This is a genomic window from Nonomuraea cypriaca, from assembly GCF_015645445.1.
GTDB lineage: Bacteria > Actinomycetota > Actinomycetes > Streptosporangiales > Streptosporangiaceae > Nonomuraea > Nonomuraea cypriaca.
This window is the reverse complement of sequence record NZ_JADOGI010000072.1, coordinates 1-25,901: the sequence shown is the minus strand read 5'-3', so window position 1 is coordinate 25,901 and position 25,901 is coordinate 1. Positions and strand designations below refer to the sequence as shown.

At 71.1% G+C, this 25,901-nt stretch carries 23 protein-coding genes; 18 read left to right on the top strand and 5 right to left on the bottom strand.

The window, feature by feature from the left end:
- Positions 1 to 3 precede the first annotated feature (3 nt).
- On the bottom strand, positions 4 to 720 hold the full coding sequence (locus ITP53_RS23650) for an ABC transporter ATP-binding protein (RefSeq protein ID WP_195897621.1): 717 nt from the start codon (positions 718 to 720) through the stop codon (positions 4 to 6).
- The gene (locus ITP53_RS23645; protein ID WP_195897620.1) at positions 717 to 1,541 is read right to left on the bottom strand and encodes an ABC transporter ATP-binding protein; all 825 of its coding nucleotides are present in this window, start codon (positions 1,539 to 1,541) and stop codon (positions 717 to 719) included. Before ITP53_RS23645 ends, ITP53_RS23650 begins: the two co-directional genes overlap by 4 nt.
- A gap of 179 nt (positions 1,542 to 1,720) precedes the next feature.
- Between ITP53_RS23645 and ITP53_RS23640 the strand changes: the two genes are divergently transcribed.
- Both ITP53_RS23640 and ITP53_RS23635 read left to right on the top strand, forming a co-directional pair.
- A complete protein-coding gene (locus tag ITP53_RS23640; RefSeq protein WP_195897619.1) occupies positions 1,721 to 3,094 on the top strand; it encodes a PucR family transcriptional regulator in 1,374 nt (457 codons plus the stop codon).
- Positions 3,081 to 4,565 (top strand): long-chain-fatty-acid--CoA ligase, encoded by a 1,485-nt coding sequence (locus ITP53_RS23635; protein WP_195897618.1) that lies wholly within the window; start codon positions 3,081 to 3,083, stop codon positions 4,563 to 4,565. Before ITP53_RS23640 ends, ITP53_RS23635 begins: the two co-directional genes overlap by 14 nt.
- A gap of 20 nt (positions 4,566 to 4,585) precedes the next feature.
- On the opposite strand, the gene ITP53_RS23630 is transcribed toward ITP53_RS23635, so the two are convergent.
- Positions 4,586 to 5,281: a hypothetical protein gene (locus tag ITP53_RS23630; RefSeq protein WP_207756343.1), complete on the bottom strand. Its 696-nt coding sequence runs from the start codon at positions 5,279 to 5,281 to the stop codon at positions 4,586 to 4,588.
- Here ITP53_RS23630 and ITP53_RS23625 point away from each other — a divergent pair.
- Entirely contained in the window at positions 5,280 to 5,615 is a 336-nt protein-coding gene (locus ITP53_RS23625) for a hypothetical protein (protein ID WP_195897616.1), read from the top strand. The genes ITP53_RS23630 and ITP53_RS23625 overlap by 2 nt on opposite strands.
- Positions 5,616 to 5,637: 22 nt before the next feature.
- Here the strand turns inward: ITP53_RS23625 and ITP53_RS23620 are convergent, their stop codons facing one another.
- The gene (locus tag ITP53_RS23620) at positions 5,638 to 6,216 is read right to left on the bottom strand and encodes a TetR/AcrR family transcriptional regulator (protein ID WP_195897615.1); all 579 of its coding nucleotides are present in this window, start codon (positions 6,214 to 6,216) and stop codon (positions 5,638 to 5,640) included.
- Between the two features lie 151 nt (positions 6,217 to 6,367).
- On the opposite strand from ITP53_RS23620, the gene ITP53_RS23615 reads away from it, so the two are divergent.
- From ITP53_RS23615 to ITP53_RS23600, 4 genes are all read left to right on the top strand, one after another.
- Complete coding sequence (locus ITP53_RS23615) at positions 6,368 to 7,879, top strand: MDR family MFS transporter (protein ID WP_207756342.1); 1,512 nt, start codon at positions 6,368 to 6,370, stop codon at positions 7,877 to 7,879.
- Positions 7,880 to 8,014: 135 nt separating this feature from the next.
- Positions 8,015 to 11,272: a BTAD domain-containing putative transcriptional regulator gene (locus ITP53_RS23610; protein WP_195897613.1), complete on the top strand. Its 3,258-nt coding sequence runs from the start codon at positions 8,015 to 8,017 to the stop codon at positions 11,270 to 11,272.
- A 27-nt stretch (positions 11,273 to 11,299) separates the two neighbouring features.
- Entirely contained in the window at positions 11,300 to 12,460 is a 1,161-nt protein-coding gene (locus ITP53_RS23605; protein ID WP_195897612.1) for an FAD-dependent monooxygenase, read from the top strand.
- Between the two features lie 355 nt (positions 12,461 to 12,815).
- Entirely contained in the window at positions 12,816 to 13,001 is a 186-nt protein-coding gene (locus ITP53_RS23600) for a hypothetical protein (protein WP_195897611.1), read from the top strand.
- Between the two features lie 11 nt (positions 13,002 to 13,012).
- Here ITP53_RS23600 and ITP53_RS23595 read toward each other — a convergent pair whose 3' ends face one another.
- Positions 13,013 to 13,834 carry an N-acetylmuramoyl-L-alanine amidase gene (locus ITP53_RS23595; protein WP_195897610.1) on the bottom strand — a complete coding sequence of 274 codons (822 nt, stop codon included), beginning with the start codon at positions 13,832 to 13,834 and terminating at the stop codon, positions 13,013 to 13,015.
- A gap of 276 nt (positions 13,835 to 14,110) precedes the next feature.
- Here ITP53_RS23595 and ITP53_RS23590 point away from each other — a divergent pair, with 276 nt between their 5' ends.
- From ITP53_RS23590 to ITP53_RS23540, 11 genes are all read left to right on the top strand, one after another.
- On the top strand, positions 14,111 to 14,743 hold the full coding sequence (locus ITP53_RS23590; protein WP_195897609.1) for a GOLPH3/VPS74 family protein: 633 nt from the start codon (positions 14,111 to 14,113) through the stop codon (positions 14,741 to 14,743).
- A 40-nt stretch (positions 14,744 to 14,783) separates the two neighbouring features.
- Positions 14,784 to 16,274: an APC family permease gene (locus tag ITP53_RS23585; protein WP_195897608.1), complete on the top strand. Its 1,491-nt coding sequence runs from the start codon at positions 14,784 to 14,786 to the stop codon at positions 16,272 to 16,274.
- On the top strand, positions 16,271 to 16,885 hold the full coding sequence (locus ITP53_RS23580) for a GNAT family N-acetyltransferase (protein ID WP_207756341.1): 615 nt from the start codon (positions 16,271 to 16,273) through the stop codon (positions 16,883 to 16,885). The genes ITP53_RS23585 and ITP53_RS23580 overlap by 4 nt, the downstream gene beginning before the upstream one ends.
- A 154-nt stretch (positions 16,886 to 17,039) precedes the next feature.
- The gene (locus tag ITP53_RS23575; protein ID WP_195897607.1) at positions 17,040 to 19,565 is read left to right on the top strand and encodes a glycoside hydrolase family 9 protein; all 2,526 of its coding nucleotides are present in this window, start codon (positions 17,040 to 17,042) and stop codon (positions 19,563 to 19,565) included.
- Positions 19,566 to 19,641: 76 nt separating this feature from the next.
- Positions 19,642 to 19,965 carry a PadR family transcriptional regulator gene (locus ITP53_RS23570; RefSeq protein ID WP_195897606.1) on the top strand — a complete coding sequence of 108 codons (324 nt, stop codon included), beginning with the start codon at positions 19,642 to 19,644 and terminating at the stop codon, positions 19,963 to 19,965.
- Entirely contained in the window at positions 19,962 to 20,891 is a 930-nt protein-coding gene (locus ITP53_RS23565) for a hypothetical protein (RefSeq protein ID WP_195897605.1), read from the top strand. The genes ITP53_RS23570 and ITP53_RS23565 overlap by 4 nt, the downstream gene beginning before the upstream one ends.
- 33 nt (positions 20,892 to 20,924) lie before the next feature.
- On the top strand, positions 20,925 to 21,827 hold the full coding sequence (locus ITP53_RS23560; protein ID WP_195897604.1) for a hypothetical protein: 903 nt from the start codon (positions 20,925 to 20,927) through the stop codon (positions 21,825 to 21,827).
- Positions 21,828 to 21,861: 34 nt separating this feature from the next.
- Positions 21,862 to 22,692, top strand: coding sequence for a hypothetical protein (locus ITP53_RS23555; RefSeq protein ID WP_195897603.1), 831 nt, complete (start codon positions 21,862 to 21,864; stop codon positions 22,690 to 22,692).
- Positions 22,693 to 22,716: 24 nt separating this feature from the next.
- Entirely contained in the window at positions 22,717 to 24,465 is a 1,749-nt protein-coding gene (locus ITP53_RS23550) for a peptidoglycan-binding protein (protein WP_195897602.1), read from the top strand.
- On the top strand, positions 24,458 to 25,132 hold the full coding sequence (locus ITP53_RS23545; protein ID WP_195897601.1) for an ABC transporter ATP-binding protein: 675 nt from the start codon (positions 24,458 to 24,460) through the stop codon (positions 25,130 to 25,132). Before ITP53_RS23550 ends, ITP53_RS23545 begins: the two co-directional genes overlap by 8 nt.
- On the top strand, positions 25,132 to 25,901 hold a 770-nt coding region (locus ITP53_RS23540), incomplete at its 3' end, for an ABC transporter permease (RefSeq protein ID WP_195897600.1). The genes ITP53_RS23545 and ITP53_RS23540, both read left to right, overlap by 1 nt.

The window sequence follows — 25,901 nt, the reverse complement described above, 5'->3', positions numbered from 1 at the left end:
CGGCTACACCCGGTACCCGAGGTAGGACTGGGCGACCTGTTCGTCGTCCCTGATCTGCTGGGCCGTGCCCGACAGGACGATCCGCCCGGTCTCCAGGACATGCGCCTGCTGGGCGATGCCGAGGGCGAGATGGGCGTTCTGTTCGACGACGACCACGGTGGTCCGCTCCTCCTCGTTGATGGCCCGTACGATCCGGAACAGCTCCCTGGTGACCAGCGGCGCGAGGCCGAGCGACGGCTCGTCGAGCAGGAGCAGCCGGGGGCGCAACATGAGCGCCCTGCCGATGGCGAGCATCTGCTGCTCGCCGCCGCTGAGGCTGCCCGCGGCCTGCTTGAGCCGGGTCTTCAGCACAGGGAAGTAGGTGTGGATGCGTTCGAGGTCCTCCTCGATGGCGGCCTTGCCCCGCCGTACGAACGCGCCGAGCCGCAGGTTGTCCTCGACGGTCAGCGGCATGAACGTGCCCCGCCCCTCCGGCACGTGCGCGACGCCCAGCCTGGCGATCGCGTCGGCCGAGCGGCCGGCCAGGTCCGTGCCGTCCAGCCGGACCTTGCCCCGCGTCCTGATCACGCCGGACAGGGCCCGCAGCAGGGTCGTCTTGCCCGCGCCGTTCGGCCCGAGGATCGCGCAGATCTCCCCTTCGCCCACGGTCAGGTCGACGCCGTGCAGCACGCGGGCGTCGCCGTATCCGGCGACCAGGTTCTCCACCACCAGAGCGCTCATGCGCCCTCCTCCGTCGGTCGCATGAGCAAGCTGCTGTGTTCGGTTGTTCGCTCGCTTCGCTCACTCACGGCCGTCCCCAGGTACGCCTCGATGACACCGGGATCGCGCTGCACCTCGGCCGGCGGCCCTTCGGCGATCTTGCGGCCGAAGTCCAGGCACACGATGCGCTCGCAGATCCCCATGACGAAGCCCATGTGGTGCTCGACCACGATCACGGTCAGGTCGTACTCGGAGCGGATCGCGCCCAGCGTGCCCGCGAACTCGTCGACCTCGGCCGCGTTCAGCCCGTTGACCGGCTCGTCCAGCAGCAGCAGGCGGGGGTGGCCGATGAGCGCGCGGGCGAGCTCGACCCGTTTCAGCGTTCCGAACGGCAACCCGGTCGCCGGGTGCCCTGCCACGGCGGTCAGGCCGAGCCGCTCCAGCACGGCGTCGGCGTCGGCGTGCAGCTCGCGCTCCTCGCGGCGCACGCCGGGCAGCCGCAGGCCCGCGCTCAGGAAGCCGGCGCGGCCCCGGTGGTGCGCGCCGACGAGCACGTTGTCGCGTACGGACAGGTGCGGGAACAGGCCCAGGTTCTGGAACGTCCTGGCGATGCCCAGCCCGGCGATCGCGTGCGGGGCCACGGCGGTCAGGTCGAGGCCCTCGTACGAGATCGTCCCCGAGCCGGCTTCGTAGCGCCGGGTCAGGCAGTTGAACAGGGTGGTCTTGCCGGCGCCGTTCGGCCCGATGAGCCCCACCATCTCGCCGCTCGCCACGTCGAAGCCCACGCCGTCCAGCGCCGTGATGCCGCCGAAGCGAACGGTAAGATCGTGTACCTCCAGCATCCGGCCTCCTGGAGAACAATGTTCTGAATGTGGGCTCAGCGTAGGATCCGCTCGTCAGGAGCCGCATTGGGCACGGTGACCCAAGATGTTTCAGGGGAGTTGTCCTCTGAGCACAGCCTGGGTCTCGGACCGGTTACGACCCGTTGACCGCCCGGCAAAGGCGCTGGATCATCCCGGGCATGTCCACTGTTTTCAGCACGGAGACGGTCCGCGCTGAACGGGCCCGAATCCTGTCCGAGCTTCTCCGCGACCTTGAACAGCTGGCCGACACCGCGGTGGCGACCATGCGTGAGGAGATCCCCGCGTACGCGGCGCAGGGGCCTGACTTCCAGGCCGACGTCCGCGACCAGGTCGCCAGGCACTATCGCGCCAAGCTGGCGGTGCTGCTCGAGGACCGCACGGTGACCCTCGACGACATCACCTTCACCCGCCGGGCGGCGACGCGCCGGGCCAGGGCGGGGGTGGCGCTGGCCGACTACATCAACGCCTTCCGGGTCGGGCAGCAGGTGTTCTGGGAGGCGGTGGTCGAGCGGGCCGGCCAGTCGTCCGCCGCTCGCGAGGCGGCACTGTCGCTGGCGGCCCCGTTGATGCGCTACTGCGACTTCGCCAGCACGCACGCGGCGAACGCGTACATGGAGTTCCAGGAGTACGCCGCCGCGGAGGCCGTCCGGGAGAGCCGGGACCTGCTGGAGACGCTGCTGGCCGGGGGCGTCCCGACGCGCGGCAGGGAGTTGGCCGCGGCGCAGGCGCACGGGCTGGCGCCGGAGGCCAGAACGCCGCTGCTCGTCGTGATCGCGGTGCTCGTCGGACCGCCCGCGCCCGTGACGACGGGGCCGGACCAGGGCGCCGACGCCAGGCACGCGGCCTGCGCGGCGATCGCCAGGACCGGCGGGAACGGCACGCGTACGCTGTCGGTCGTGCGCCAGTCGGAGATCGTGGCGATCCCCGTGCTCAGCCCCGGCACCGAGCCCGGGGACCTGTGCGACCGGCTGCAGGGGGTGCTGGACAGCCTGGCCACCGAGGGGATCAGGCTGGCGATGGGCATCAGCACCGTCTCGGCGGGGACCGCGTACATCCCGCACGCCTACCAGGAGGCCAGGGCGGTGCTCGACTTCGTGCCCGAGGAGGGCGGGGTCGCGGCGCTGCCGCGGATCACCCCGTTCCAGTATCTGGCGCTGAAGGCCGACGACACCGCGCGCCACCTCGTGGACCCGCGGATCAACTCGCTGCTGGCCGAGGATCGGGCGCGCGGCGGCGTGCTGACGGCCACGATCAGGGCGTTCGCCGCCGCCGACCTGAACCTGCGGGCCGCGGCCGAACGGCTGCAGATCCACCCGAACACGGCCCAGTACCGGCTGCGCAGGATCCAGGAGCGCACCGGGCGGAGCCTGCGCTCGATCAACGATCTCGTCGAACTGCTCGTCGCGATCGCGTTGCAGGACGCCCAGCCGATTATCGACGGGCCGACCAATTCCGGCCGGGAAAGACTGGCCACCGCGACCAATGAGGGGCGTGGGAGAGGCGACGTACGGTCTTTCCATGAACCTCGCTGACCGGCTCCACACCGCCGCAGGGCGACTCGGCGGCAGAGCGGTTCTCACGCTGGACGAGGCGGAGCTCACCTACGGCACGCTCGACGAGCTGAGCGCGCGGCTCGCGGGCCTGCTGCGGGGCCGCGGCATCGGCCCCGGCGACCGGGTCGCGATCATGCTGCCGAACGTGCCCGAGTTCGGCGTCGTCTACTACGGGGTGCTGCGGGCCGGCGCCGTGGTGGTCCCGCTCGATCCGCTGCTGAAGCGGCGGGAGATCGCCGCGTACCTCGGGGACTGCGGGGCGCGGCTGCTCATCGCCTGGCACGCGTTCGCGGAGACCGCCGAGGCCGGCTCGGCGAGCACGAGCACGGACTGCTTCTTCGTGGTGCCAGGGGAGTTCCGCCGGCTGCTGCGGGGCGTGGCCGCCGAGCACGAGATCGCCGGCATGGGCGCCGACGACACGGCCGTCATCCACTACACGTCGGGGACGACCGGGCGGCCGAAGGGCATCGAGCTGACCCACGCGAACCTGGGCGGCAACGCGGCCACCGTGGCCCGCATGCACGCGCTCGGCGTGGACGACGTGGTGCTCGGCGCGCTGCCGCTCTACCACACGTTCGGCCAGACGTGCTCGCTCAACGCGACCGTGCACGCGGGCGCGCGGCTGACGCTGCTGCCCAGGTTCGAGGCCGGGCGGGCGCTGGAGGTCATCAGGCGCGACGGGGTGACGGTCTTCCAGGGCGTGCCGACGATGTTCATCGCGCTGCTCGACCATCCCGGCGCCTCCGACATGTCGATGCTGCGGGTGTGCGCCTCGGGCGGGGCGGCGCTGCCCCTGGACGTGCTGAGGGCGTACCAGGACCGCTTCGGCTGTCAGATCATCGAGGGGTACGGCCTCAGCGAGACCTCCCCTGTGGCCGCCACGAACCGGGGCGGCGACGGCCTGCGCGCCGGCTCGATCGGCTGGCCGATCAGGGGCGTCGAGATGAAGGTCATGGCCGAGGACGGCCGCGAGGCCCCCTGCGGCGCGATCGGCGAGATCGTCGTACGCGGCCCCAACGTGATGAAGGGCTACTGGAACGACCCGGTGGCCACGGCCGAGGCCATCCGCGACGGCTGGTTCTACACCGGCGACCTCGGCAGGGTCGACGACGACGGCTTCTTCTTCCTGGTGGACCGGCGCCGCGACGTGATCATCCGCGGCGGCTACACCGTCTACCCGCGCGAGGTGGAAGAAGTCCTGTACGAGCACCCGGCGGTCCGCCAGGCCGCCGTCTTCGGCGTGCCGCACCCGGAACTCGGCGAGGAGATCGAGGCCACGGTCTCCCTGCGCGCCCCGGTCACCTGTGAGGACCTGCGGGACTTCGTCAAGGAGCGAGTGGCCGCCTACAAGTATCCACGGCGGATCTCGTTCGTGGCGGAATTGCCGATGAGCGCCACCGGCAAGATCCTCAAGAGCGCCCTCACCCGCCCTGCGGCAACCCCGCGCTGACGTCGGGCTGTAGCTCTAGATCAGCCGGCCATCCCGATGAAGAAGGCGGCGGGGACCGACGCGACGGTGAGTGCCACGGCCCACCACAGGGGTGCGGGGCCGTTCCTCAGCATGGTGACGCCGAGTGGCATCAGCGCGACGGCGAGCCCGAGCAGTGCGGCCAGCGAGACGGGGTCGGTGCTGCCCTTGAGGACGCCCAGCGGCAGCCCGGCCGCCAGTCCCAGCGCGACGCATCGGACCGGCCCGAGCGCCCGGGAACGGTAGGCGCCGACGGCGAGCACGATCCAGCCGCCCATGACGCAGACGTTGACCGCCTTGAAGACGTGGAAGGCACCGTACGTCGCCTCGACCACGCGCTGCGCCGCCGCAGGCCCGAGCGCGTCCACCAGTTGGAAGGCCAGGTGGCTCGCCCCGGCATGGAACACCCGCCCGAACAGCCCGAGGACCACCAGCGTGAGCCCCCACCGCGCCCACCCAGGATGTGTCGCCCCGATCAGCCGGGCCAACGCGGTCACCGCGGGCCACAGCAGCACGACCCCGGCCGCGAACAGACTGTACGACAGCACCATCCGCCCCGGGTCGGCGACGTAGGCGGCGAGCTGGCCGGGGAAGAAGTCGTCCGAGCCGAGCCGGGTGAGCACCCCGGCGAGGAGCAGCCCGGGTCCGAGCACCAGCCCCGTGCCCTCGACCCAGCGCCCCGGAAAAGTGATCATCATGCCCGCCATTCAAACGACGTCCGGCGGGCGGCACACGGGCGCGACGGCGAGCATCGGAGGTATATCCAGCGCTACCCCGGGCTCAGGCCGGCTCGCCCGGCCGTGCTGTCCCGGACGATCAGCCGGTGCCGCGGGTGAGCGGGGGCCGTGGATCGCGGCCAAGCCGTTCCTGCTCAGCGACGCCGCCGAGGTCCACGCCGAGCTGCCGGCGGGCTGGACGAGCGGACGCCTGCACCTGGTCCTGGTCAGTGACTGCGCCGTGGTGGCCCGCTCCGCCGTGGACGTGGACGTGGACACCTTAACCGGCCACGTCATCGGCGACGACCGGGCCTGACCGCCTCCCCTCAGGTCTCCCCTCAGGTGAAGGAGCGGGCCATCTGGTCCAGGGTCTCCAGCACGACCTCGCGCATGGTGCGGGCCTGCTCCTCCTCGATCCACAGGTGCTGGGCCAGGCGCATCACGGTCATGAAGGCTGCCGCCAGCAGCCGGGGCGGGACCGGGCTCTCGCGCCCGGCCACCGCCTCGGCCAGGTCGCGTTCCAGCGCCGCCAGGTTGGCCAGTTGCCTGGCCAGCAGCGAGGGGTGCTGCTTGGCCAGCCGGGTGCGCTGCGCCCACTCGCGCTCCGGCTCGCCCACGTTCTCCAGGAGCTCTCCCGCGGCAGCGCACAGCGCCTGCCAGGCCGTCTCCCCCGGTGGCCGGGCCCGGATCTGCTCCGTCAGGGTGCGGACACGCTGCTCCTCGCCGTAGAGGAGGGCGTCCTCCTTGCCGGCGAAGTAGTTGGAGAAGGTCCGCCGCGAGATGTGCGCCGCGTCGGCGATGGACTCGACCGTGACTGCGTCGAGTCCGTGCTCCACTACCAGGCGTAGTGCTGCCTCGTGTACTGCCTGGCGCGTCTCAGCCTTCTTACGCTCCCGCAGACCAACCGTGGTTCCCATGATGACATTAATCCTATGTCCGGGAATATATGCTCATTGAGAAAAGTTTCCCACTGAGCACTCTTTTACCAAGAACCTTACGGGGAGGTTGCGCGTGAGCGCACCAACGGCTACGGCTCCAGCCACGGAACCGATGTCGCACCGGCAGATCATGGAAGCCCTCAGCGGGCTGCTGCTGGTGCTGTTCGTCGCAATGATCAGCGCCACGATCGTGTCGGTCGCGCTGCCGCAGATCGTCGGAGCGCTCAAGGGCACACAGTCGCAGTACACATGGGTGGTCACCGCCTCGCTGCTGGCCTCCACGGCGTCCACGCCGATCTGGGGCAAGCTGGCGGACCTGTTCAGCAAGAAGCTGCTGCTCCAGATCTCCATCGGGATCTTCATGGTCAGCTCGCTGGCCTGCGGCTTCGCCCAGGACACCGCGCAGCTCATCACCTTCCGCGCGGTGCAGGGCCTCGGCATGGGCGCCCTGCAGGTCCTGGTGCAGGTCATCATCGCGGCGATGATCAGCCCCAAGGACCGCGGCAAGTACAACGGTTACCTGGGCGGCGTCATGGCCGTCGCCACCGTGGCAGGGCCGCTGCTCGGCGGGCTGATCGCGGACACCTCCTGGCTGGGCTGGCGCTGGTGCTTCTTCGTCGCGGTGCCGTTCACCGTGATCGCCTTCTTCATGCTGCAGAAGACGCTGAAGGTCGTCAGCGTCCGCCGGCCCGACGTCAAGATCGACTACGTGGGCGCCACCCTGATCGCCGCAGGCGTCAGCGTCATCCTCATCTGGGTCACCTTCGTGGGCAACTCCTTCGACTGGCTCTCCTGGCAGACCGGCGCCATGGTCGGCGGCGGGGTGCTGCTCCTGGCGCTCGCGACCTTGGTCGAGTCGAAGGTCAAGGAGCCGGTCGTGCCTCTGCACGTCATCCGGCGTCGTACGCCCGCCCTGGCCATCGTGGCCAGCCTCGCGGTCGGCATGGCGATGTTCGGCGGCTCGGTCTTCCTCGGCCAGTACTTCCAGACCGGCCGCGGCTTCAGCCCGACCGAGGCGGGCCTGCTCACGATCCCGATGATGCTCGGCGTGCTGATCTCCTCGACGATCACCGGTCGCATGATCTCCAGGAGCGGCCGCATCAAGCCGTACATCGTGGTCGGCTCGCTCGTGCTCACCGTCGGCTTCCTCGTGCTGTCCACGACGGACCACCAGACCCCGATCCCGCTCATGATGGCCGCGATGCTGCTGGTCGGCTCCGGAGTCGGCATGACGATGCAGAACCTCGTGCTGGCCGTCCAGAACACCGTCCCGCTGCGCGAACTCGGCGCGGCCAGCGGCGCGATCACGTTCTTCCGCTCGCTCGGCGGCACCATCGGCGTGTCCGTGCTCGGCGCGGTCCTCGCCAACCACGTCGCGTCCGGCATCAGCGAGGGACTGGCCAAGGCCGGGATCGACCCCTCCAAGGCGGGCGCGAGCGCGGGCACCCTCGACATCGCCGCGCTGCCCGAGCCGTTCAAGGGCATCGTGACCACCGCGTACGGCGACGCCACCGGCCACATCTTCCTGATCTCGGCGGCCATCTCGGTCATCGGCGTGGTGGCGGCGCTGTTCCTCAAGCCGGTCACGCTGCGCGACAGCGTGGACCTGCCGGCGCCGAGCCAGAAGGAGCCGGTGGCCTGAGCAGGCGGGCGTGGCGCAGGGTTGACCCGTGGCCGGCGCGTACGTGCCTTCGTACGACATAACGATGATTCCGTCGCGCCTGCTCAAAAGGAGGCATCGCGCCCGTACGGCTGCGGTTGGGGGACAATCGGGCTCGTGCAGTTCGGCATTCTGGGCCCGCTCCTGGTGCGGTCCCCCGGCGGCGGGACGGTCGCGGTCGGCGGCCCCCGTCCGCGCGCCCTGCTCGCGCTGCTGCTGCTCGACGCCGGACGACCGGTGAGCGTCGAGCGCATCATCGACGGCCAGTACGGCGACCGGCCCCCTTCAGGCGCCTCCAACGCCGTGCAGGCCCAGATCTCCCGGCTCAGGCGGCGGCTGCCCGCCGGGCTGATCGAGTCCCATGGGGCGGGTTACCGGCTCGCCGTCGATCCGGACGCCGTGGACGCGCACCTGTTCGAGCGGCTGGCCGCCGAGGGGCGGCGGCTGCTGGCTTCCGGGCGGCCCTCGGGCGCGGCCACGGTGCTCAGGGAGGCTCTGGCGTTGTGGCGGGGGCCGGCGCTGGCGGACGTGGCGCAGGCGCCGTTCGCGGGGGTGCAGGCGTACCGGCTGGAGGAGCTGCGGCTGACCGCCACCGAGGACCTCATGGAGGCGGAGCTGGCGCTGCCGGACGGCGCGCCGGTGGCGGCGCTGCGGGAGCTCGTCGCCGCGCATCCGCTGCGGGAGCGGGCGCGCGGGCTGCTGATGCGGGCGCTGCACGCGGCGGGCCGGCCGGGGGCGGCGCTGGCGGAGTTCGACGAGGTACGCCGCCTGCTCGCCGACGAGTTGGGCGCCGACCCTTCGCCTGAGCTGGCGGCCCTGCACCTGGAGATCCTCCGTGGCCGGCCACGCGTGACCAGGGCCGCGCCGCCGGACCAGCTCACCAGCTTCGTGGGGCGGGAAGAGGAGCTGACCCGCCTCGCGGAGCTGCGTACCACCCGCCTCGTCACCATCGTCGGCCCAGGCGGCACCGGCAAAACCCGCCTCGCCATCGAGGCGACCACCCGCCGCCCAGGTGCCCGGACCCACGGTTCGGCGGGTGGTCGAGATGGCGGTGGGGAGGTGTGTTTTGTGGATTTGTCGTTGGTTGAGGGGGAGGTGGCGCGGGCGGTGCTGGGTGCGCTCGGGTTGCGGGAGCCGGCGCTGCGTCCGCACACGGCGGGCCTGCCCGGTCCTGGGGAACGCCTCGTGGCGGCGCTGGCCGATCGGGACCTTCTGCTCGTCCTGGACAACTGCGAACACGTGATTGCCGAGGCCGCCGCCCTCGCCCGCCGCCTGCTCGCCGACTGCACGGGGCTGACCATCCTGGCCACCAGCAGGGAGCCGCTCGGCCTGACCGGCGAGCACCTGGTCCCGCTGGCCCCGCTCCCCGTTCCCGACGGCGTCCCTGCAGGGGACCCGCTCGGCTACCCGGCGGTCAGGTTGTTCGCCGACCGGGCGGCGGCCGTACGTCCGGGCTTCACGGTCGGGTCCGGCAACCTGGACGCGGTGCTGCGGATCTGCGCCGCCCTCGACGGGCTCCCGCTGGCCATCGAGTTGGCGGCGGCGAGGGTGCGTACGTACGGCGTGGCCGAGATCGCCGCCCGGCTGGCCGAACACGGGAGGTTCCAGCTGCTCTCGCGCGGCGACCGGACGGCCGCCGCCCGCCACCAGACGTTGCACGCGGTCGTGGAGTGGAGCTGGAGCCTGCTCGACGCCGAGGAGCAGGCGCTGGCCAGGCGGTTCTCGGTGTTCGCCGGGGGCGCCACGCTGGCCGCGGTCGAGCGGGTGTGCGGCGGGGACGGCGCCGGTCCGCTGGCGGGACTGGTGGACAAGTCGCTCGTGGAGACCGACGGCGAGCGCTACCAGATGCTCGACACGATCCGCCTGTTCTGCCTGGAACGGCTGGCGGCGGCGGGCGAGGAGCCGAGGCTGCGTCAGGCGCACGCCGCCTGGTGCCTGGAGCTGGCGCGGCAGGCGGACCCGCACCTCTACCGGGCCGAGCAGCTCGACTGGCTGGCCACGCTGTCGGCCGACGACGCCAACCTGGGGGCGGCGCTGCACTGGAGCGTGGCGCACGACAGGCCGGCGGCGTTGCGGCTGATCGCCACGCTGGCGATGTACTGGTGGCTGAGCGGGCGGCGCGGCCAGGCCACCCACCACGCCGTACGCCTCCTCGACGCGATCGGCACGGAACCGCCGGCCGCGCTGACCGACGAGTACGTCCTGACCGTCCTGCACGCCGTACCCGACGCCGGGTCACCGCACTGGGAACGGGCACGGGCGATCATCGAGTCACTCGACCGGCCGATGCGCTACCGGTTCGGCCCGGCCCTCTGGGGGATGACGGCGGGGCCGCCCGGCTCTGAAGAGGTCAAAGGGGTGCTCGCCGCCGATCCGTGGAGCAGCGCGCTCGGCCGGCTCGGCCGCTCGCTGCTGACGCTGTTCGACGGCTCGGTCGCGGAAGCGGAGCGGGAGCTCGTGTCCGTCCTGGCCGACTTCGGCGCGGTGGGCGAGCGCTGGGGGAAGGCCCAGGCGCTCGACTGGCTCGCCCACATCGGGAGCCGGCGCGGCGAGTGGGCGCGCGTCATGGGGCTGTGGGAGGAGGCCGTCGGCCTGCTGGAGGAGCTGGGCGCCCGCGAGGAGCTGGTGGACGTGCTGGCCAGACGCGCCGACGCCCACTGGCGATCGGGCGACGCCGCCGCCGCGCACGCCGACTACGAGCGCGCGGCCGACCTGGTCCGGCTGCTGGGGCGGCCGGACCTGATGGCATGGGCCCACCTCCAACTCGGCGAGATAGCCCGCCTGAACGGCGACCTGACCAGCGCAGCCCAACGACTCAACGCAGCGCTCGCCGGGGTGGCTCCGCACCTCGACCCGGTCGCCGCCGCAATAGCCCGACGACCCGACACCGCGGAGGCCATCACCGCGACAGCCCAGCAACCCGACGCAGCAATCGCCGGGGCAGCCCCGCGACTCGACCCGGCCGACGCGGCGGAGGCGGGTGGGTATCACGTCGAGGTCATCAGGGGGCCGTTGCTCACCGCGCTCGGGCGGCTCGCCGAGGCGGCCGGGGACGTGCCGGAGGCCGCGCTCAGGCACCGGCAGGCGCTGGCGGCCGCGCTGGAGTCGGGGCTGGCCGTCGAGCTCGCCGACGTCGCCGAAGGACTGGCCGGTCATGCCCTCATCACGGGTACGGCCGAACGCGCGGCCCTGCTGCTCGGCGCGGCCGTGGCCCTGCGCGGCACCGCCGTGGCCGGTGACCGCGACGTCGCCAGGACCGCCGCCGCCGCGACGGACGCGCTGGGTCACGAGGCGTTCGCGGCGGCGTACGCGAGGGGCGTGGCGATGGGCAGGGACGACGCGCTGACACTCCTGGGCGAAACCGTCAGCCGTTAGTCAGCCGCGCTGGCGAGGCTGCCAGGCATGCGTAACTCCAACGTGCTCATCTCGGGCGCCAGCATCGGCGGCCCGGCACTCGCCCACTGGCTCATCAGGTACGGCTTCAACGTCACAGTCGTCGAGAAGGCCCCCGCCCTACGGCCAGGCGGTCAGGCCGTCGACTTCAAGGGCGAGACCCACCTCACCGTTTTGCGCCGCATGGGCATCATGGACGCCGTGCGCGCGCAGCGAACCGCCGGCGTGGACGAGGAGATCGTCGACGCGGACGACCGCAGACTGGCGGTCGTGCCGAGTGAGTTCACCGGCGGCGACCTGGAGATCAGGCGCGGCGACCTGTCCAGGATCCTCTACGACCGGACGGCCCCCGCCTGCGAGTACGTCTTCGGCGACTCCATCACCTCGCTGACCGAGACCCAGGACGGCGTGCACGTCACGTTCGAGCGCTCCGCCCCCAGGACGTTCGACCTGGTGGTGGGCGCGGACGGGATCCACTCGAACGTACGCCGCCTCGCCTTCGGCCCCGAATCTGCCTATGTCAGGCACCTCGGCCACTACTACGCCCTGGTCGAGCTGGACGAGGACTTCGGGACGGTCCCGAGGATGTACAACGAGCCCGGCCGGATGGCCGCGGCCGGCGGCACGAAGGCGTCGGCGTTCTTCGTCTTCGCCTCAGAACCGCTCGACTACGACCGGTACGACGCGGGAGCACAGAAGGAGGTCCTGGCCCGCGTCTACGCCGGCATGGGCTGGCGGACCCCGGAGATCATGAAGGCGGTGGACCGCGCCGAGGACGTCTACCTCGACTCGATCAGCCAGGTCTCCATCGACCACTACAGCAAGGGCCGCGTGGTGCTGCTGGGCGACTCGGCGTACGGCAACACCCTGGGCGGCTTCGGCACCGGCCTGGCCGTCGTGGGCGCGTACGTGCTGGCGGGCGAACTGGCCGCGGCCGGCGGCGACCACCACGCGGCCTTCGCCGCGTACGAGCGGCAGCTCCGCGGCTACGCCAAGGTGGCCGAGAACGGCAACGCGGGCCCCTTCCTCGCGCCCGCCACCAGGGCGCGGATCCGGATGCGGAACTGGATGTTCAGGTACCGCTTCCTGCTCGGCCTGATGATGAAGGTCGCCGACAGGTACGCGACCGGTATCGAACTGAAGGACTACAGCCAGATCATCAGGCTCTGACCCGACGCCGCCCTCGATGGGCAGCCGCGACACACCGTAGGTAGTCGTACACCCAGGCCGAATTTGGGACGTTCAGCGCGTAACGCGCTCAAGCTCGGTCACGAGGGGCATTCTCCTTCCCCCGGGACAACTTGGGCGTCATACTACTAGTCGCCCATGGAAGGACTCCCCGCTGAATCAGAACACGTTCTCGCTCCCCGGCGAGTCAGGCGAACGCGCGCCTGCGGGGCGGGCCTGCGAAGGACCGGGAATTAGAGCCGGATGGCCGATGCGCTCATGGCCTTCACCTGTGCATCCTGATGGAGACGGGTCCGCACGCCGGACCCGCCCCTGACCGGAGAGGAGTCACGAGGGCATGGAACAAGCGGCAGTCCGCCCGACCGTGATCTTGGATAACGGCGTCGTCGGCAAGGTCCTGCTGACGGATCCGTCCCGGTGCGAGTTCGTGCTCGTGCTGGGCATGGACGGCACCCTGATGAGCTGCCAACTCGACGACATCGCCTGCGTGGTCGGAGGCACGCCCCTCTGCCGCGACGGATAGCCCGGCAGGGGCTACCTCCGCAGATACTGCTTGAGCCCGGCCGCGAGCGAGGTGGCGACGCGCTCGCGGAAGGCGGCGTCGGACATCTTGGCCGCGTCGCGCCGGTTGTTCATGTTGCCGGCTTCGAGGAACACGGCCGGCCGCTTCGACAGGTTGAGCCCGCCCAGGTCGGTCCTGGCCTGCAGTCCGTCCTTGGCGACGTAGTCGGCGTACGGCAGCCTGGTGCCGCTCCGGTACGCGTTCCTGATGGCCAGCCCGAGCCGCCGTGACGGCTTGATGATGTCGTCGTTGTGCCCGGGAACCAGCCCCGGCATGATCACGTGAAACCCGCGCCCGTGCGGTGCGGCCCCGTCGGCGTGGATGGACACGACCGCGTCCGCCCCCGCCGCGTTGCCGATGGCGGCCCGCTCGGTGATGCACGGCCCGACTCCCTGGTCGTCGGCCCGGGTGAGCACCACCCTGGCGCCCATCTCCTCCATGATCGGCTTGAGCCGGACGGCGACGTCCCAGGTGAAGGCGTGCTCCCGGTATCCGGCGTGGGTCCGGGTGCCGGTCGTGTTGCAGGGTTTGCGCCGGGTGATGATGTCGACCTGCCGGTTGATCACCTCGGGATGCGCGGCGTTGCCCCCGTTGTGCCCGGGATCGAGCACCACGACCTTCCCGGCCAGCGCCCGGCTGGTGGGCGACACCGGCTCCGTGGGCGACGGCGAGTCGGCCGGCGCGTCCAGAGCGGCGGGCACGGCGCCGCCGCAGGCGGTGACCAGCACGACCAGTGCGACCAGTGCGACCGGCGCCGTGGACCGGGAGCGCGAGCAGGCTCGGTAGGCGCGCATGCTTTCGACCGTACCGGCCCCCGCGCGCCGCACCCAACACATCTCTGACCTGCTGGTTTCGTGTCGCGTGCGGCGGCCTCACCACGCCACTCGTTTGATATATGAGGATAACTCGTCATATTGGCCGTTAATCAGTGATTAATCTGATTCGCCGTAAAGCCGTAAATAGGGTCTAGCCGGATGATGATGTTCTTGATAGATGTTTCGGCTGGCGGCCATCCGCCATGTCCGAAAGCCGGTTGTCCTTTAAAGCGATAGTGAGCGGACCGATTCAAGGTGCTTGCCGATGATTTCTTCCTGGTCTCGTGGGACACGACCGGCTCGGGCAAACCCCGGCTGCACGTCCAGGGCATCGCGCTGGGGCTGGCCGGCGCGCTCATCGGCGAACTCGTGCTGGACCGGCGGGTCGCCGTACGCGGTGTGAGTCTCGAGGTCGTCGACTCGCGGCCGGCCGGGGACGGCCTGGCGAACACGGTGCTGACCGATATCGGTAATTCGCCGCACCACACCGGCGTACGCACCTGGCTGGCTTACCTCGCGCGACGATCCGTCGCGGACGTGAGCGCCCGCATGGAAGCCACCGGGTTACTTCGGCAGGAGGCCCCAAAACTACTCAGGCGCAAACAGCCCCGCTATTTTTCCACCGACTTCGTCCAGGCTATGTGGCCGACCACACGCCTGCGGCTGGCGCTGGTCCGCCGCGAGCCGCTGGCGTCACAGGACATGGCCCTGGCCACGCTGGTGGACGCGTGCGACCTGACCGGCACCGTGCTCGACGATCCCGCCGATCTCCGGGTCGCGCGGCCCTTCCTGACCGCCGTGCTGGCCGCGATGCCCCCGCCGTTGAGCGACCTGAGCCGTCTGGTCCGCGCGGCGGTGGGTGACGCCGTACTGACCTATCGCACCTGAGCCGTACACCGAACTCTGCAAACCCCCAGAAAGGATCTCGATGCGTTCCGTGAACACCGGCGCCGACTCCGATCCGGTCGCCGGCGCCCTCGCCGCCGACCGGCTCGGCGCGCCCACGGTCGTCTACTTCGTCCTCTCGGCCGCCGCGCCGCTCACCGTCGTCGCCGGGGTCGTCACCACCGCGTACGCGATCACCGGCATCACGGGCCTGCCGATCGCGTTCCTGGTGGTCGGGATCGTGCTGACGGTGTTCTCCGTCGGCTACGTGGCGATGGCCAGGCACATGGCGAACGCGGGCGCGTTCTACACCTACATCAGCCGCGGGCTCGGCCGTCCCGCGGGCGTCGCGGCCGCCTGGGTGGCGCTGATCGCGTACAACGTGCTGCAGGCCGCGCTCTACGGCGCGTTCGGCGCGGCGGCGACCCCGCTGGTCGAACAGTGGTTCGGCATCACCCCGCCCTGGTGGGTGGTGTCGCTGGTGGCGTGGGCGCTGGTGGCGGTGCTGGGCAGGATGCGGGTGGACGTCAACGGCCGCGTGCTGGCCGTACTGCTCACCGCCGAGGTGGTGGTCATCCTGCTGTTCGACCTCGCCGACCTGATCAACCCGGGCCCGGCCGGCTTCTCGATGGCCACCCTGTCGCCGGACGCGTTGTTCGTGCCCGGCGTGGGTGCGCTGCTGGTGATCGCGACGCTCGGGTTCGTCGGGTTCGAGTCGGCCGTGGTGTTCTCGGAGGAGAGCCGCGAGCCGCGGCGTACGGTGCCGGTGGCGACGTACGCGTCCGTGGCCATCATCGCCTGCCTGTACGCGCTGTCGTCCTGGGCGATGACGGTCGCCACCGGCCCGTCGAACATCGTCGCCACCGCGCGACGCGACCAGGCGGACACCATTTTCGTGCTCGCCACCGCCCACCTGGGCACGACCGTGGTGGACATCGCCAGGGTGCTCTTCGTGACCAGCCTGTTCGCCGCGATGATCTCGTTCCACAACACCACCGCCCGCTACTTCTTCGCGCTCGGCCGCGAGCGGGTGCTGCCCGCGGTCTTCGGCCGCACCGCCGCCCGCACCGGCGCGCCCAGCGCGGGCTCGCTCGCGCAGAGCGCGTTCGGGCTGGTCGTGATCGTGCTCTACGCCGTGCTCGGGCTGGACCCGCTGGTGCAGATGTTCTTCTACGGCGGCGCGTTCGGCGGTCTCGGGGTGCTGCTCCTGATCTTCACGACCTCCATCGCGGTGCTGGTCTTCTTCGGCCGCAACCCGAGCGGCGAGACGCTCGGCCGGCGGGTGATCGCGCCCGTGCCCGCCGCGATCGCGCTGGCCGTGATGGTGTGGCTGGCGCTGGACAACTTCGCGACGGCGCTCGGCGTGCCGGAGGGCGACCCGCTGGCCCTGATCCTGCCCGCCGTGTACGGCGTCGCCGCCCTGCTCGGCGTGGTGTGGGCCCTGGTCCTGCGGGCGGGACAACCCGCCGTTTACTCTCAGGTGGGGATGGGCGCCAAGGCGGCCACCGCCCAGGACACCACATTGGTCCGATGAGAGGAGACCTGGGCATGGAAGAGATGTTCGCGATGAGGCCGGCCGTCCGCCGCGCGACGGCCGAGGACGCGGGACAGGTCGCGGAGCTCATCGCGACCGCGTTCGCCGAGCTGAGATCGGTGGCCTACCTCGTGCCCGACCGCAGGGAGCGGCACAAGGTCCTGACCGCCAACTTCCGGATCTTCGTGGACCACGCGCTCGAGCACGGCGAGGTCCATGTGATCGACGACGGCCCGGCCGCCGCGGTCTGGCTCCCGCACACCTCAGAGCTGCCAGAGCCGGCCGACTACGACCGCCGCCTGGACGAGGCCACGGGCGAGTGGGCCAGCCGGTTCCGCGAGCTGGACGCGTTGTTCGAGAGCAACCATCCGGCGGAGCCGTACCATCATCTGGCCTTCCTGGCGGTCCACCCGGACTGCCAGAATCAGGGGCTCGGCACGGCGCTGCTGCGCCACCGGCACGACCGGCTGGACGGCGCGCGCGCCTACCTGGAGGCCAGCAGCGTACGCAGCCGCGACCTCTACGCACGACACGGCTACCAGCCGCTGGAGCCGTTCGCGCTGCCCGACGGGACGCTGTTCTGGCCGATGTGGCGGCCGGCCGCACCCTGATCCTTCCGCCCGGCGGCGCCCGGCCCGGCGCCGCCGGATGAAAGTTTCACCGTCTTCGAAGCCCGGTGGTGCGGACCCGTTGACTGCGCGGCGGCGGGAAAGGAGGATCGGAAAGCTCCGTTGGGAGCGCTCCCATTCCCCTCGAAGGAGCTTCATGACCCGAAGCCGGGCCGCCTTACTGGCCCTCCTCACCATGGTCGCCCTGTCCCCCACCGCCACGGCGCACGCCGACGAGGGACCCGAGCAGATCGTGAACGGCACCTTCGACACCGGCACCGCCCCGTGGTGGGGCACCCCCAACGTCACCCTCGCGACGGACGAGGGACGGCTCTGCACCGACGTCCCCGGCGGCACCGCCAACCCGTGGGACGTCATCATCGGCCAGGACGACATCCCACTGGTGGCCGGCGAGACGTACGCCTACGCGTTCAGCGCCTCGGCGACCCCGGCCAAGGTCGGCAGGGCGCTGATCCAGTTCCCGGTGGACCCGTACACGCAGTATCTGTCCGCCGCTCCCGAGCTGAGCGTCTCCGGCAACGACTACTCCTACACGTTCACCGCCCCCGTGTCGCTGCCGAACGCCCAGGTCGTCTTCCAGGTGGGCGGCAGCGCCGAGCCCTGGAGGTTCTGCATGGACGACGTGTCGCTCAAGGGCGGCGCCGAACCCGAGGTCTACGAGCCGGACACGGGCCCCCGGGTCCGCGTGAACATGGTCGGCTACCTCCCCACAGGCCCCAAGAAGGCCACCGTGGTCACCACCGAGACCGCCGCGCTGGACTGGGAGCTCAAGAACGCCGGCAAGGAGACGGTGGCCAACGGCCGGACCACTCCGAGGGGCGTGGACGCGAGCTCCGGCCAGAACACGCACACGCTCGACTTCAGCTCCTACAAGAAGCCCGGCGAGGGTTACACGCTGACGGCCGACGGCGAGACGAGCCGGCCGTTCGACATCGCCGCCGACATCTACGACGAACTGCCGGCGGACGCGCTGAAGTTCTACTACACGCAGCGCAGCGGCATCGAGATCCGCGACGACCTCCGACCTGGCTACGGCCGGCCCGCCGGTCACGCCGGCGCGGCGCCGAACCAGGGCGACGTGAGCGTCCCCTGCCAGCCCGGCGTCTGCGACTACTCCCTGAACGTCAAGGGCGGCTGGTACGACGCCGGCGACCACGGCAAGTACGTCGTCAACGGCGGCATCTCGGTCCACCAGCTCATGGCCGCGTACGAACGGGACAAGGCGGCCTTCGAGGACGGGCAGCTGAACATCCCGGAGAGCGGCAACGGCACGCCCGACGTGCTGGACGAGGCCCGCTGGGAGCAGGAGTTCCTGCTGAGCATGCAGGTGCCCGACGGTGAGCCGCACGCGGGGATGGCGCACCACAAGATCCACGACCAGAACTGGACCGGGCTGCCGCTGCTGCCGCACCTGGACCCGCAGCTGCGCGAGCTGCACCCGCCCTCGACCGCCGCGACGCTCAACCTGGCCGCCACCGCGGCGCAGGCGGCCCGGCTGTTCGCCCCGTACGACCCGGCGTTCGCCGCCAGGACCCTCAAGGCCGCCCGCAAGGCGTGGGCCGCGGCCAAGGCCGACCCGGAGCGGTACGCCGACCCGAACGACGGCATCGGCGGCGGCGCCTACAACGACGGCGACGTGAGCGACGAGTTCTACTGGGCGGCGGCGGAGCTGTTCATCACGACGGGCGAGAAGGAGTTCAAGGAGTTCGTGCTGGCCTCGCCGCACCACACCGGCGACATCTGGCGCGAGCGCGGCTTCGACTGGGGCAACACCGCCCAGCTCGGCCGCCTGGAGCTGGCGACCGTGCCCAACGCCATCCCCGACCGGGCGCGGGTGCGGCAGTCGGTGACCGAGGGCGCGGAGAAGTATCTGGCGATCCAGCGGGGGCACGCGTACGGGCTGCCGTACAACCCGCCGGACTTCGACTGGGGCTCCAACAACCTGGTGCTGAACAACATGGTCGTCATGGCCACCGCGTACGACCTGACCGGCCAGGAGAAGTACCGCGCGGCCGTACGCGAGGGCATGGACTACATCCTGGGCCGCAACGCGCTCAACCAGTCGTACGTGACCGGCTACGGCGAGGTGGCCTCCAAGAACCAGCACAGCCGCTGGTACGCCCGCCAGCTCGACCCCGAGCTGCCCAACCCGCCGCGCGGCACGCTGGCCGGCGGCCCCAACTCGGCCATCCAGGACCCCGTGGCCCAGCGGCTGCTGCAGGGCTGCGAGCCGCAGTTCTGCTACATCGACGACATCGAGTCGTGGGCGACGAACGAGCTGACGATCAACTGGAACTCCCCGCTGGCCTGGGTCTCGGCGTTCCTGGCCGACAAGGGCGAGCGGTCGGACTGCCGGGTCCGCTACACCGCGCACGGCTCGTGGCCGGGCGGGTTCAACGGCCAGGTCGTGATCGAGAACACCGGCAAGCGGACCGTGGACGGCTGGAGCCTGCGCTGGTCGTTCCTGAGCGGCCAGCGCGTCAGGGAGGGCTGGGGCGCGACGCTGTCCCAGTCGGGCTCGGTCGTGACGGCCAGGAGCCTGAGCTGGAACGACAAGATCAAGCCTGGCCGGTCCGTGACGTTCGGCTTCGTCGGCACGAACGCCTCGGGCCCCAACCCGGTTCCTGAGGTCTTCCACCTGAACGGCGACCGCTGTAAGTGATCCCCGTCCGCCCGGCGGCCTCCCAGGGGCCGCCGGGCGTTGCGGACGCTTCGTTCAACGGAATAATCTCGGTCCCATGCCGAGGGGAACGTCAGAAGTCAGCGAGCCGATGTACTTCGTGCTCACCGCCCTGCGCTCAGGACCGCTGCACGGGCACGCGATCAGCAAGTCGATCAAGGAGCTGTCGGAGGGCCGGGTCCAGCCGTCGGTCGGCACCCTCTACGGCATCCTCGAACGCCTGAACGAGCGCGGAGTGATCACCGTGGACCGCGAGGAGACCGTCAACGGCCGCAACCGCCGCTACTTCAGGATCACCGACCAGGGCCAGGCGCTCGTGGAGGCCGAGGCCAGACGGATGCAGGCGGCCGCCTCCCTCGTCCTGCGGCCGACGACCCCATGACGGCCGTCGAGCCCGTCGAGCCCGTCGAGTCCATCGGGAGCACGCGGGCGCTGGAGCGCCGCTACCGCCGGCTGCTGCTCGCGTACCCGAAGGAGTACCGCGCCGCGCACGGCGACGAGTTGCTCGACGTCCTGCTGGAGTCGGCCGGGCCAGGCCGGACGGTTCCGGTGCTCCGGGAGGCGTGGGGCCTCCTGGCGGGCGGTGTGCGCAGCCGGATCGTCGCCCAGGCGGCGGGCCCTGCCTGGGCGGACGGCCTGCACCTGGGCGTCATGGCCGTGGCGGCGGCCAACCTGGCGGCGTTGCTGCCTTACGCGGGCGCGATGCCGCTGTGGATCCTGCTGTCGGCGCTCGCGCTGCTGGCCGTCCAGCGCGGTCGGCTGACCGCGGCGTTCCTGCTCACCCTCGTCACCGGCGTGAAGGCGGTCGCGGTCGCGGACGGCCGTCAGCCGTTCGACGTCACCCTGCTGCCGGTCCAGCCGTCGTTCCTCAGCGACCGGGGGCTGTTCGCGGACAGCGACCCGCTCGTGGTCGCAGGGGGCTACGCGGTCGTGCTGATCGGGCTGCTGGTGCTCACGGCGCGGCGGCGGCCGGTGCGGGTCAGGTCATGGTGGTGGTGGGCGGCGGTCGTGGGCGCCGCGTGGGCGGGGCCGGCGTGGATGGCGGTGGAGACGGCATTCCCGCTGAGCCTGAGCAGGATGGCCGTCGAGGGCACGGCGTTCGGGCTGGCGGTGGCGGGCGGCTACCTGGCCCGCGACCACCGGTGGGCGCTCGGCGCGGGGATCTACCTGGCGGCCGCCTCCGGTCAGGTGCTGCTGCACGCCGACGTGCTGACCAGGCAGCACCTCGCGTACTGGGGGGTGCTGCTCCTGCTGACCCTGGGTGCGGCGCTGGCGCCGTTCCGGCAGCCGAGGTACTGCGTGGATTGACCATATTACGTTGAACGGAGTATGGTCAAGAGCATGCTCAAGCCATCCCTTCCGACCTTGGCCGTACTCGGCCTGGCAGTCCTCAGCGGCTGCGGGGGCGCCGCCGGGAGCGCCGCGCCCTCGCCCAGCCCGGCCGCCGCGGGCAAGAGGCATCAGCTCGAAGCGGCGAAGGCGGACTGCATGAAGCAGCGGGGCTTCAGGTACGTCGCGTACGTGCAGCCCACACGGCAGACGACCGAGGAGGACCGCAGGCGCGCCTCCGGCGACTACGAGGCGATGCGGAAATACCGCGAAAAATACGGCTTCGGGGTGTTCGCCCTGTACGTCTACCCCAAGGAGATGGGCAACCCGGCGGTCAAGCCCGACAACCCAGAGATCAACCCCAACTGGGCCATCCAGTCCGCGCTCTCCAAGTCGCAGCTGCAGGCGTACCACAAGGCACTGAACGGCTGCATGACGACGGCGGCCAATGAGGTGCTCGGCCTGGACATCAAGTCGGACACGGACTACATGGCCGCGATGTACACCGCCAGAGACCGGGCACTCAAGAGCGCGCTCAACAGCGATCCGCGACTGGTGGAGCCGGCCGCCGACATGGCCACGTGCCTGAAGGGCAAGGGCTACGCCGTCGGCGACACCTCGCCGACGGCCATGTCGGAGCACGGCAGCACGGTGTTCCGCGCGCAGGAGGACAGGCTCGGCCGGGAGCAGCGCGACGACGTGCCCGACGTCGCCCCTCCGCCGAAGGAGGGCGAGGTCCCGCTCATCTACGCGCCCACCCTCAGCCCCGAGCAGGCCAGGCCCTATCTCGACAGGGAGATCAAGGCCGCGCTCGACGACCTGGAGTGCGGCAAGGACTTCTATCCCACCTACCAGCCGAAGCAGTCGGCAGTCGACAGGCAGGTCAACGAGCAGTTCGGCTTCGGCACGAGTTGACCATACTTCGTTCAACAGAGTATTATCCTGCGGCATGTTCAAGAGTTCCCGCCTGACCCTCGCCATGCCGTTGGCAGCGGCCGTGCTCTGCGGCTGCGGGGGCACCGCGGAGAGCGCCGCGACGTCGCCCTCGCCCAGCCCGGCCGCCGGCAAGAAGCAGCGGTTCGAAGCGATCAAGGCCGACTGCATGAAGCAGCAGGGCTTCAAGTACGTCGCGTACGTGCCTCCGAAGCAGGAGAAGACCGAGGAGGAGCGCAAGCGCGCCGCCGGTGATTACCAGGCGATGCTGAAATATCGCCAAAAATACGGTTTCGGGGCCTGGGCCTTTGAGGTCTACCCCGAGGAGATGATGCGCCAGTCAGGCGCGGACGCCGCCGCAGCGGACCCGAATATGAAGATCGTGAGCAAGCTCTCCACGGCCCAGGCGCAGGCTTACATGAAGGCGAAGGACACCTGCGCGATCAGGGCGGGCAAGCAGGCCCTCGGCCTGACCCTGAAGTCGGCCTCAGACCATCTCATCCAGATGCTCACGGCCCGCGAACAGGCGATTGGCCGCGAACTCGACGGCGACCCCGGACTGGTGGAGCTGGCCGCCGCCATGGCCGGCTGCATGAAGAGCAAGGGCCACACCTTCGATGACACCAAACCGACGGCCATGGCGGATCGCGGCCGGATCTTCGCGACCGAGCAGACGAGGCTGCGCGAGCACGTCTCCTCGGTTCAGGCCAGGCAGCACCTGAACAAGGAGATCAAGGCCGCACTCGACGACCTGGAATGCGGCAAGAGCTTCTACCCGGCCTACGAGCCACGGCAAACGGCGATCGGGCGGCGGATCGACGACCAGTTCGCCTGGCACCTCCCATAAAGCCCTCGCCTTCGGATGCCTCTCATGAAATCCCCACGCAAGGTCCTCACCGGCACCGTCGCCGGCGTCGTGCTCGTCGCCGCGGCGGGCTGGGCGGTGAGCACCCGGCTGCGCTCGCCCGCCGACGAGGCGGCCCGCCGCGCCGCCCCCGAGCCCTCGCTCGTCACCGCCGCCGTCGAGCACCGCGAGCTCGTCAGCACCGTCGTGGTCAGCGGCACCCTCGAATACGGCTCGCCGCTGCCGATCAGCCTGGCGGGGGTGGTCGGCGGCACGTCCGAGCTGCAGCGGGCCACCCGGGCGCCGCGCCAGGGCCGGCTCAAGGAGGGGGCGGTGCTGATGGAGGTCAACGGCCGCCCGGTGTTCGCGCTGCGCGGGTCCGTGCCGATGCACAGGACGATCGCGCCCGGCGCCAAGGGCGACGACGTCGAGCAGTTGCAGCGGGCGCTGCGCAGGCTGGGCTTCGGCGGCCCCACGTCCGGCGTGTTCGACCAGGCCACGATCGCCGCGGTGACCAGGCTCTACACCAAGAAGGGGTACGAGGCCCAGCAGCCGACGCTGCCCGATCGGCAGGCGTACGACACGTTGCGCAGGGCCGTACAGACGGCAGAGGAGACCCTCGCCACCCACCGGCAGGAGCTTGACCGGGGGCGGGACGTGCTGCCCTTGAAGGTCAAGCTGGACAACGCCGAGGCCGACGCGAAGGCGGCGCGGAGCGCGCTGGACCAGGCGGAGTCGCGGGAGCTGACGCTCGAGGACGAGACCAAGCTGGCGGCGGCGGACACGGCCGTGCGCGCGGCCGAGGAGAAGCTGGCGGCGGCCGTGCAGGCCCTGGACGCGGCCGAGAACCCCCCGGCGCCGGTGGTGACCGCGACCACCACGCCGCAACCGGGGATCACCGCGACGACCTCTCCTGTCGACACACGGTCTCCTGTCGACACGCGCTTGCTGGAGATGCGGGCCGGCAACGCCAGGGCCGATCTGGCGGCGGCCAGGGAGGCGCGCGACCGGGTTCTGGAGGAGGCCGGGCAGGCCAGGGACGACAGGCTGACAGAGCTGCGCAAGGCTGTCCGGACGGCGAAGGACGCGCAGGTCACGGCCGACCAGGCGCTGCGCCAGGCCAGGCAGCTCTCCCCCACCAGGCTCAAGGTGGCCAACGCGAAGAAGGACGTGGCGGCGGCGAAGTCGATGCTGGCCGAGTTCGCGCGTACGTACGGGACGTCTGTCCCGCCCGGCGAGGTCGTGTTCCTGCCGAAGCTGCCCGCCCGGGTGCAGAAGGTCACGGCGAAGGCCGGGCAGCGCGTCGAGGACGAGGTCGCCACGGTGACCAGTTCGACGTTCATGGTGACGGGGTCGGTGGAGGCGGCCGAGTCCGGCCTGCTGCGGCCAGGCATGAAGGCGACCATCGAGGCCGACACGGGCAAGACGTACCCGGCGACGCTCACCGCGGTCGGCGACAAGGCCAAGGTGCCGGGCGCCGAGGAGCCGCAGGACGGCGCCCAGCCCGTCCTGCTCACCCCCGCCTCGGCGAAGGGGCTGAAGGTGGGGACGGCGGTGACGACGCGGGTGACGGTGGGCGCGACCGATGACCCGGTGCTGGTGGTGCCGGTGGCCGCGGTGATCACCTCGGCGGACGGCAGAGCACGGGTCCGGGTCGAGTACGCCACCGACAAGACCAGGGACGTCGAGGTGCGCACCGGCCTGGCCGCCGACGGGAACGTCGAGGTCACCGGCGCGCTCAAGGAGGGCGACCGGGTGGTGATCAGCGGTGGCTGAGCCGGTCATCGAGCTGACCGGGATCTGCAGGGAGTTCCCCGCGCAGCCCCCGGTACGCGCCCTCGACGACGTCCGCCTCCGGGCAGACCACGGCGACTACGTGGCGATCGTCGGCCCATCGGGCTCGGGCAAGTCCACGCTCCTGAACGTGCTGGGCCTGCTGGACCGGCCCACCTCAGGCAGCTACCGGCTCGACGGCACCGAGACCACCGCGCTGCGCGACGGCGCCAGGACCCGGTTGCGCGGCCGGCGCATCGGCTTCGTCTTCCAGTCCTTCCACCTGCTGTCCCATCGCAGCGTGGTGGAGAACGTCATGCTCGCCGAGATCTACGGCCGTCAGCCTCGCGCGGGCAGAAGGGACAGGGCCCTGGCGGCGCTGGAGCGGGTCGGCCTCGGCCACCGGACGGGGTTCCCGCCCGACCGGTTGTCGGGCGGCGAGCGCCAGCGCACGGCCATCGCCAGGGCCCTCATGGGTGAGCCGTCGCTGCTGCTGTGCGACGAGCCAACCGGCAACCTGGACAGCCGTAACACCGAGGCGGTGCTCGACCTGTTCGACGAGTTGCGTGAGCAGGGCCTGACGATCGTGGTCATCACCCACGACCGGGAGGTCAGCACGCGCGCCGAGCGGCGGGTGCGGATCACCGACGGCGTGCTGGTGGAGGAGTGATGCACGTACGCGACCTGTTCGGCGAGGCGTTCGCCGGCATGCTCGCCAGGCCCGTGCGCTCGGCGCTGACCACGCTCGGCACCGTGCTCGGCATCACCACGCTGGTCGTCACGCTCGGCGTCGCCGCCACCGCGGGCAACCAGATCGTCGGCCGCTTCGACGAGCTGGTCGCCACCGCCATCACGGTGGAGGTCCCCGAATCCGAGAACGTGCCGCTGGTGGAATGGACCGCGGTCGACCGGCTGACCAGGCTGCGCGGCGTGGAGTCGGCCGCCGCCATGGCCGAGACGAAGGACAGCACGAACCTGTCCGTACGATCCACCGACATCGTGGACCCGACCAGGGTCACCGCGCAGTCCCTGACCGTGCTGGCGGCGACGACCGGGCTGCCCGAGGCGGCGCGCGGCAGGATGGTCCAGGGCAGGTTCTACGACGCCGGGCACATCGAGCGGGGCGACCGGGTGGCGGTGATCGGCGACCAGGCGGCGAAGGCGCTCGGCATCACCCGGCTCGACCGGGCTCCCGCGATCTTCATCGGGAGGCACGCGTACACGGTGATCGGCGTCCTGGGCGACCTGCGCCGCGAGCGTAACCTGAGCACGTCCGTGCTGGTGCCGCCCACCGTGGGCAGCCGGTTCGGGCTGCGCGACGTCACCAGGGTGCTGGTCAACACCAGCCTCGGCGCCGCGGACCTGATCGCGGGGCAGGCCCCGGTCGCACTCAGCCCCGGCAACGCCGACGCGCTCCAGGTGGTCGCCCCGCCCGGCCC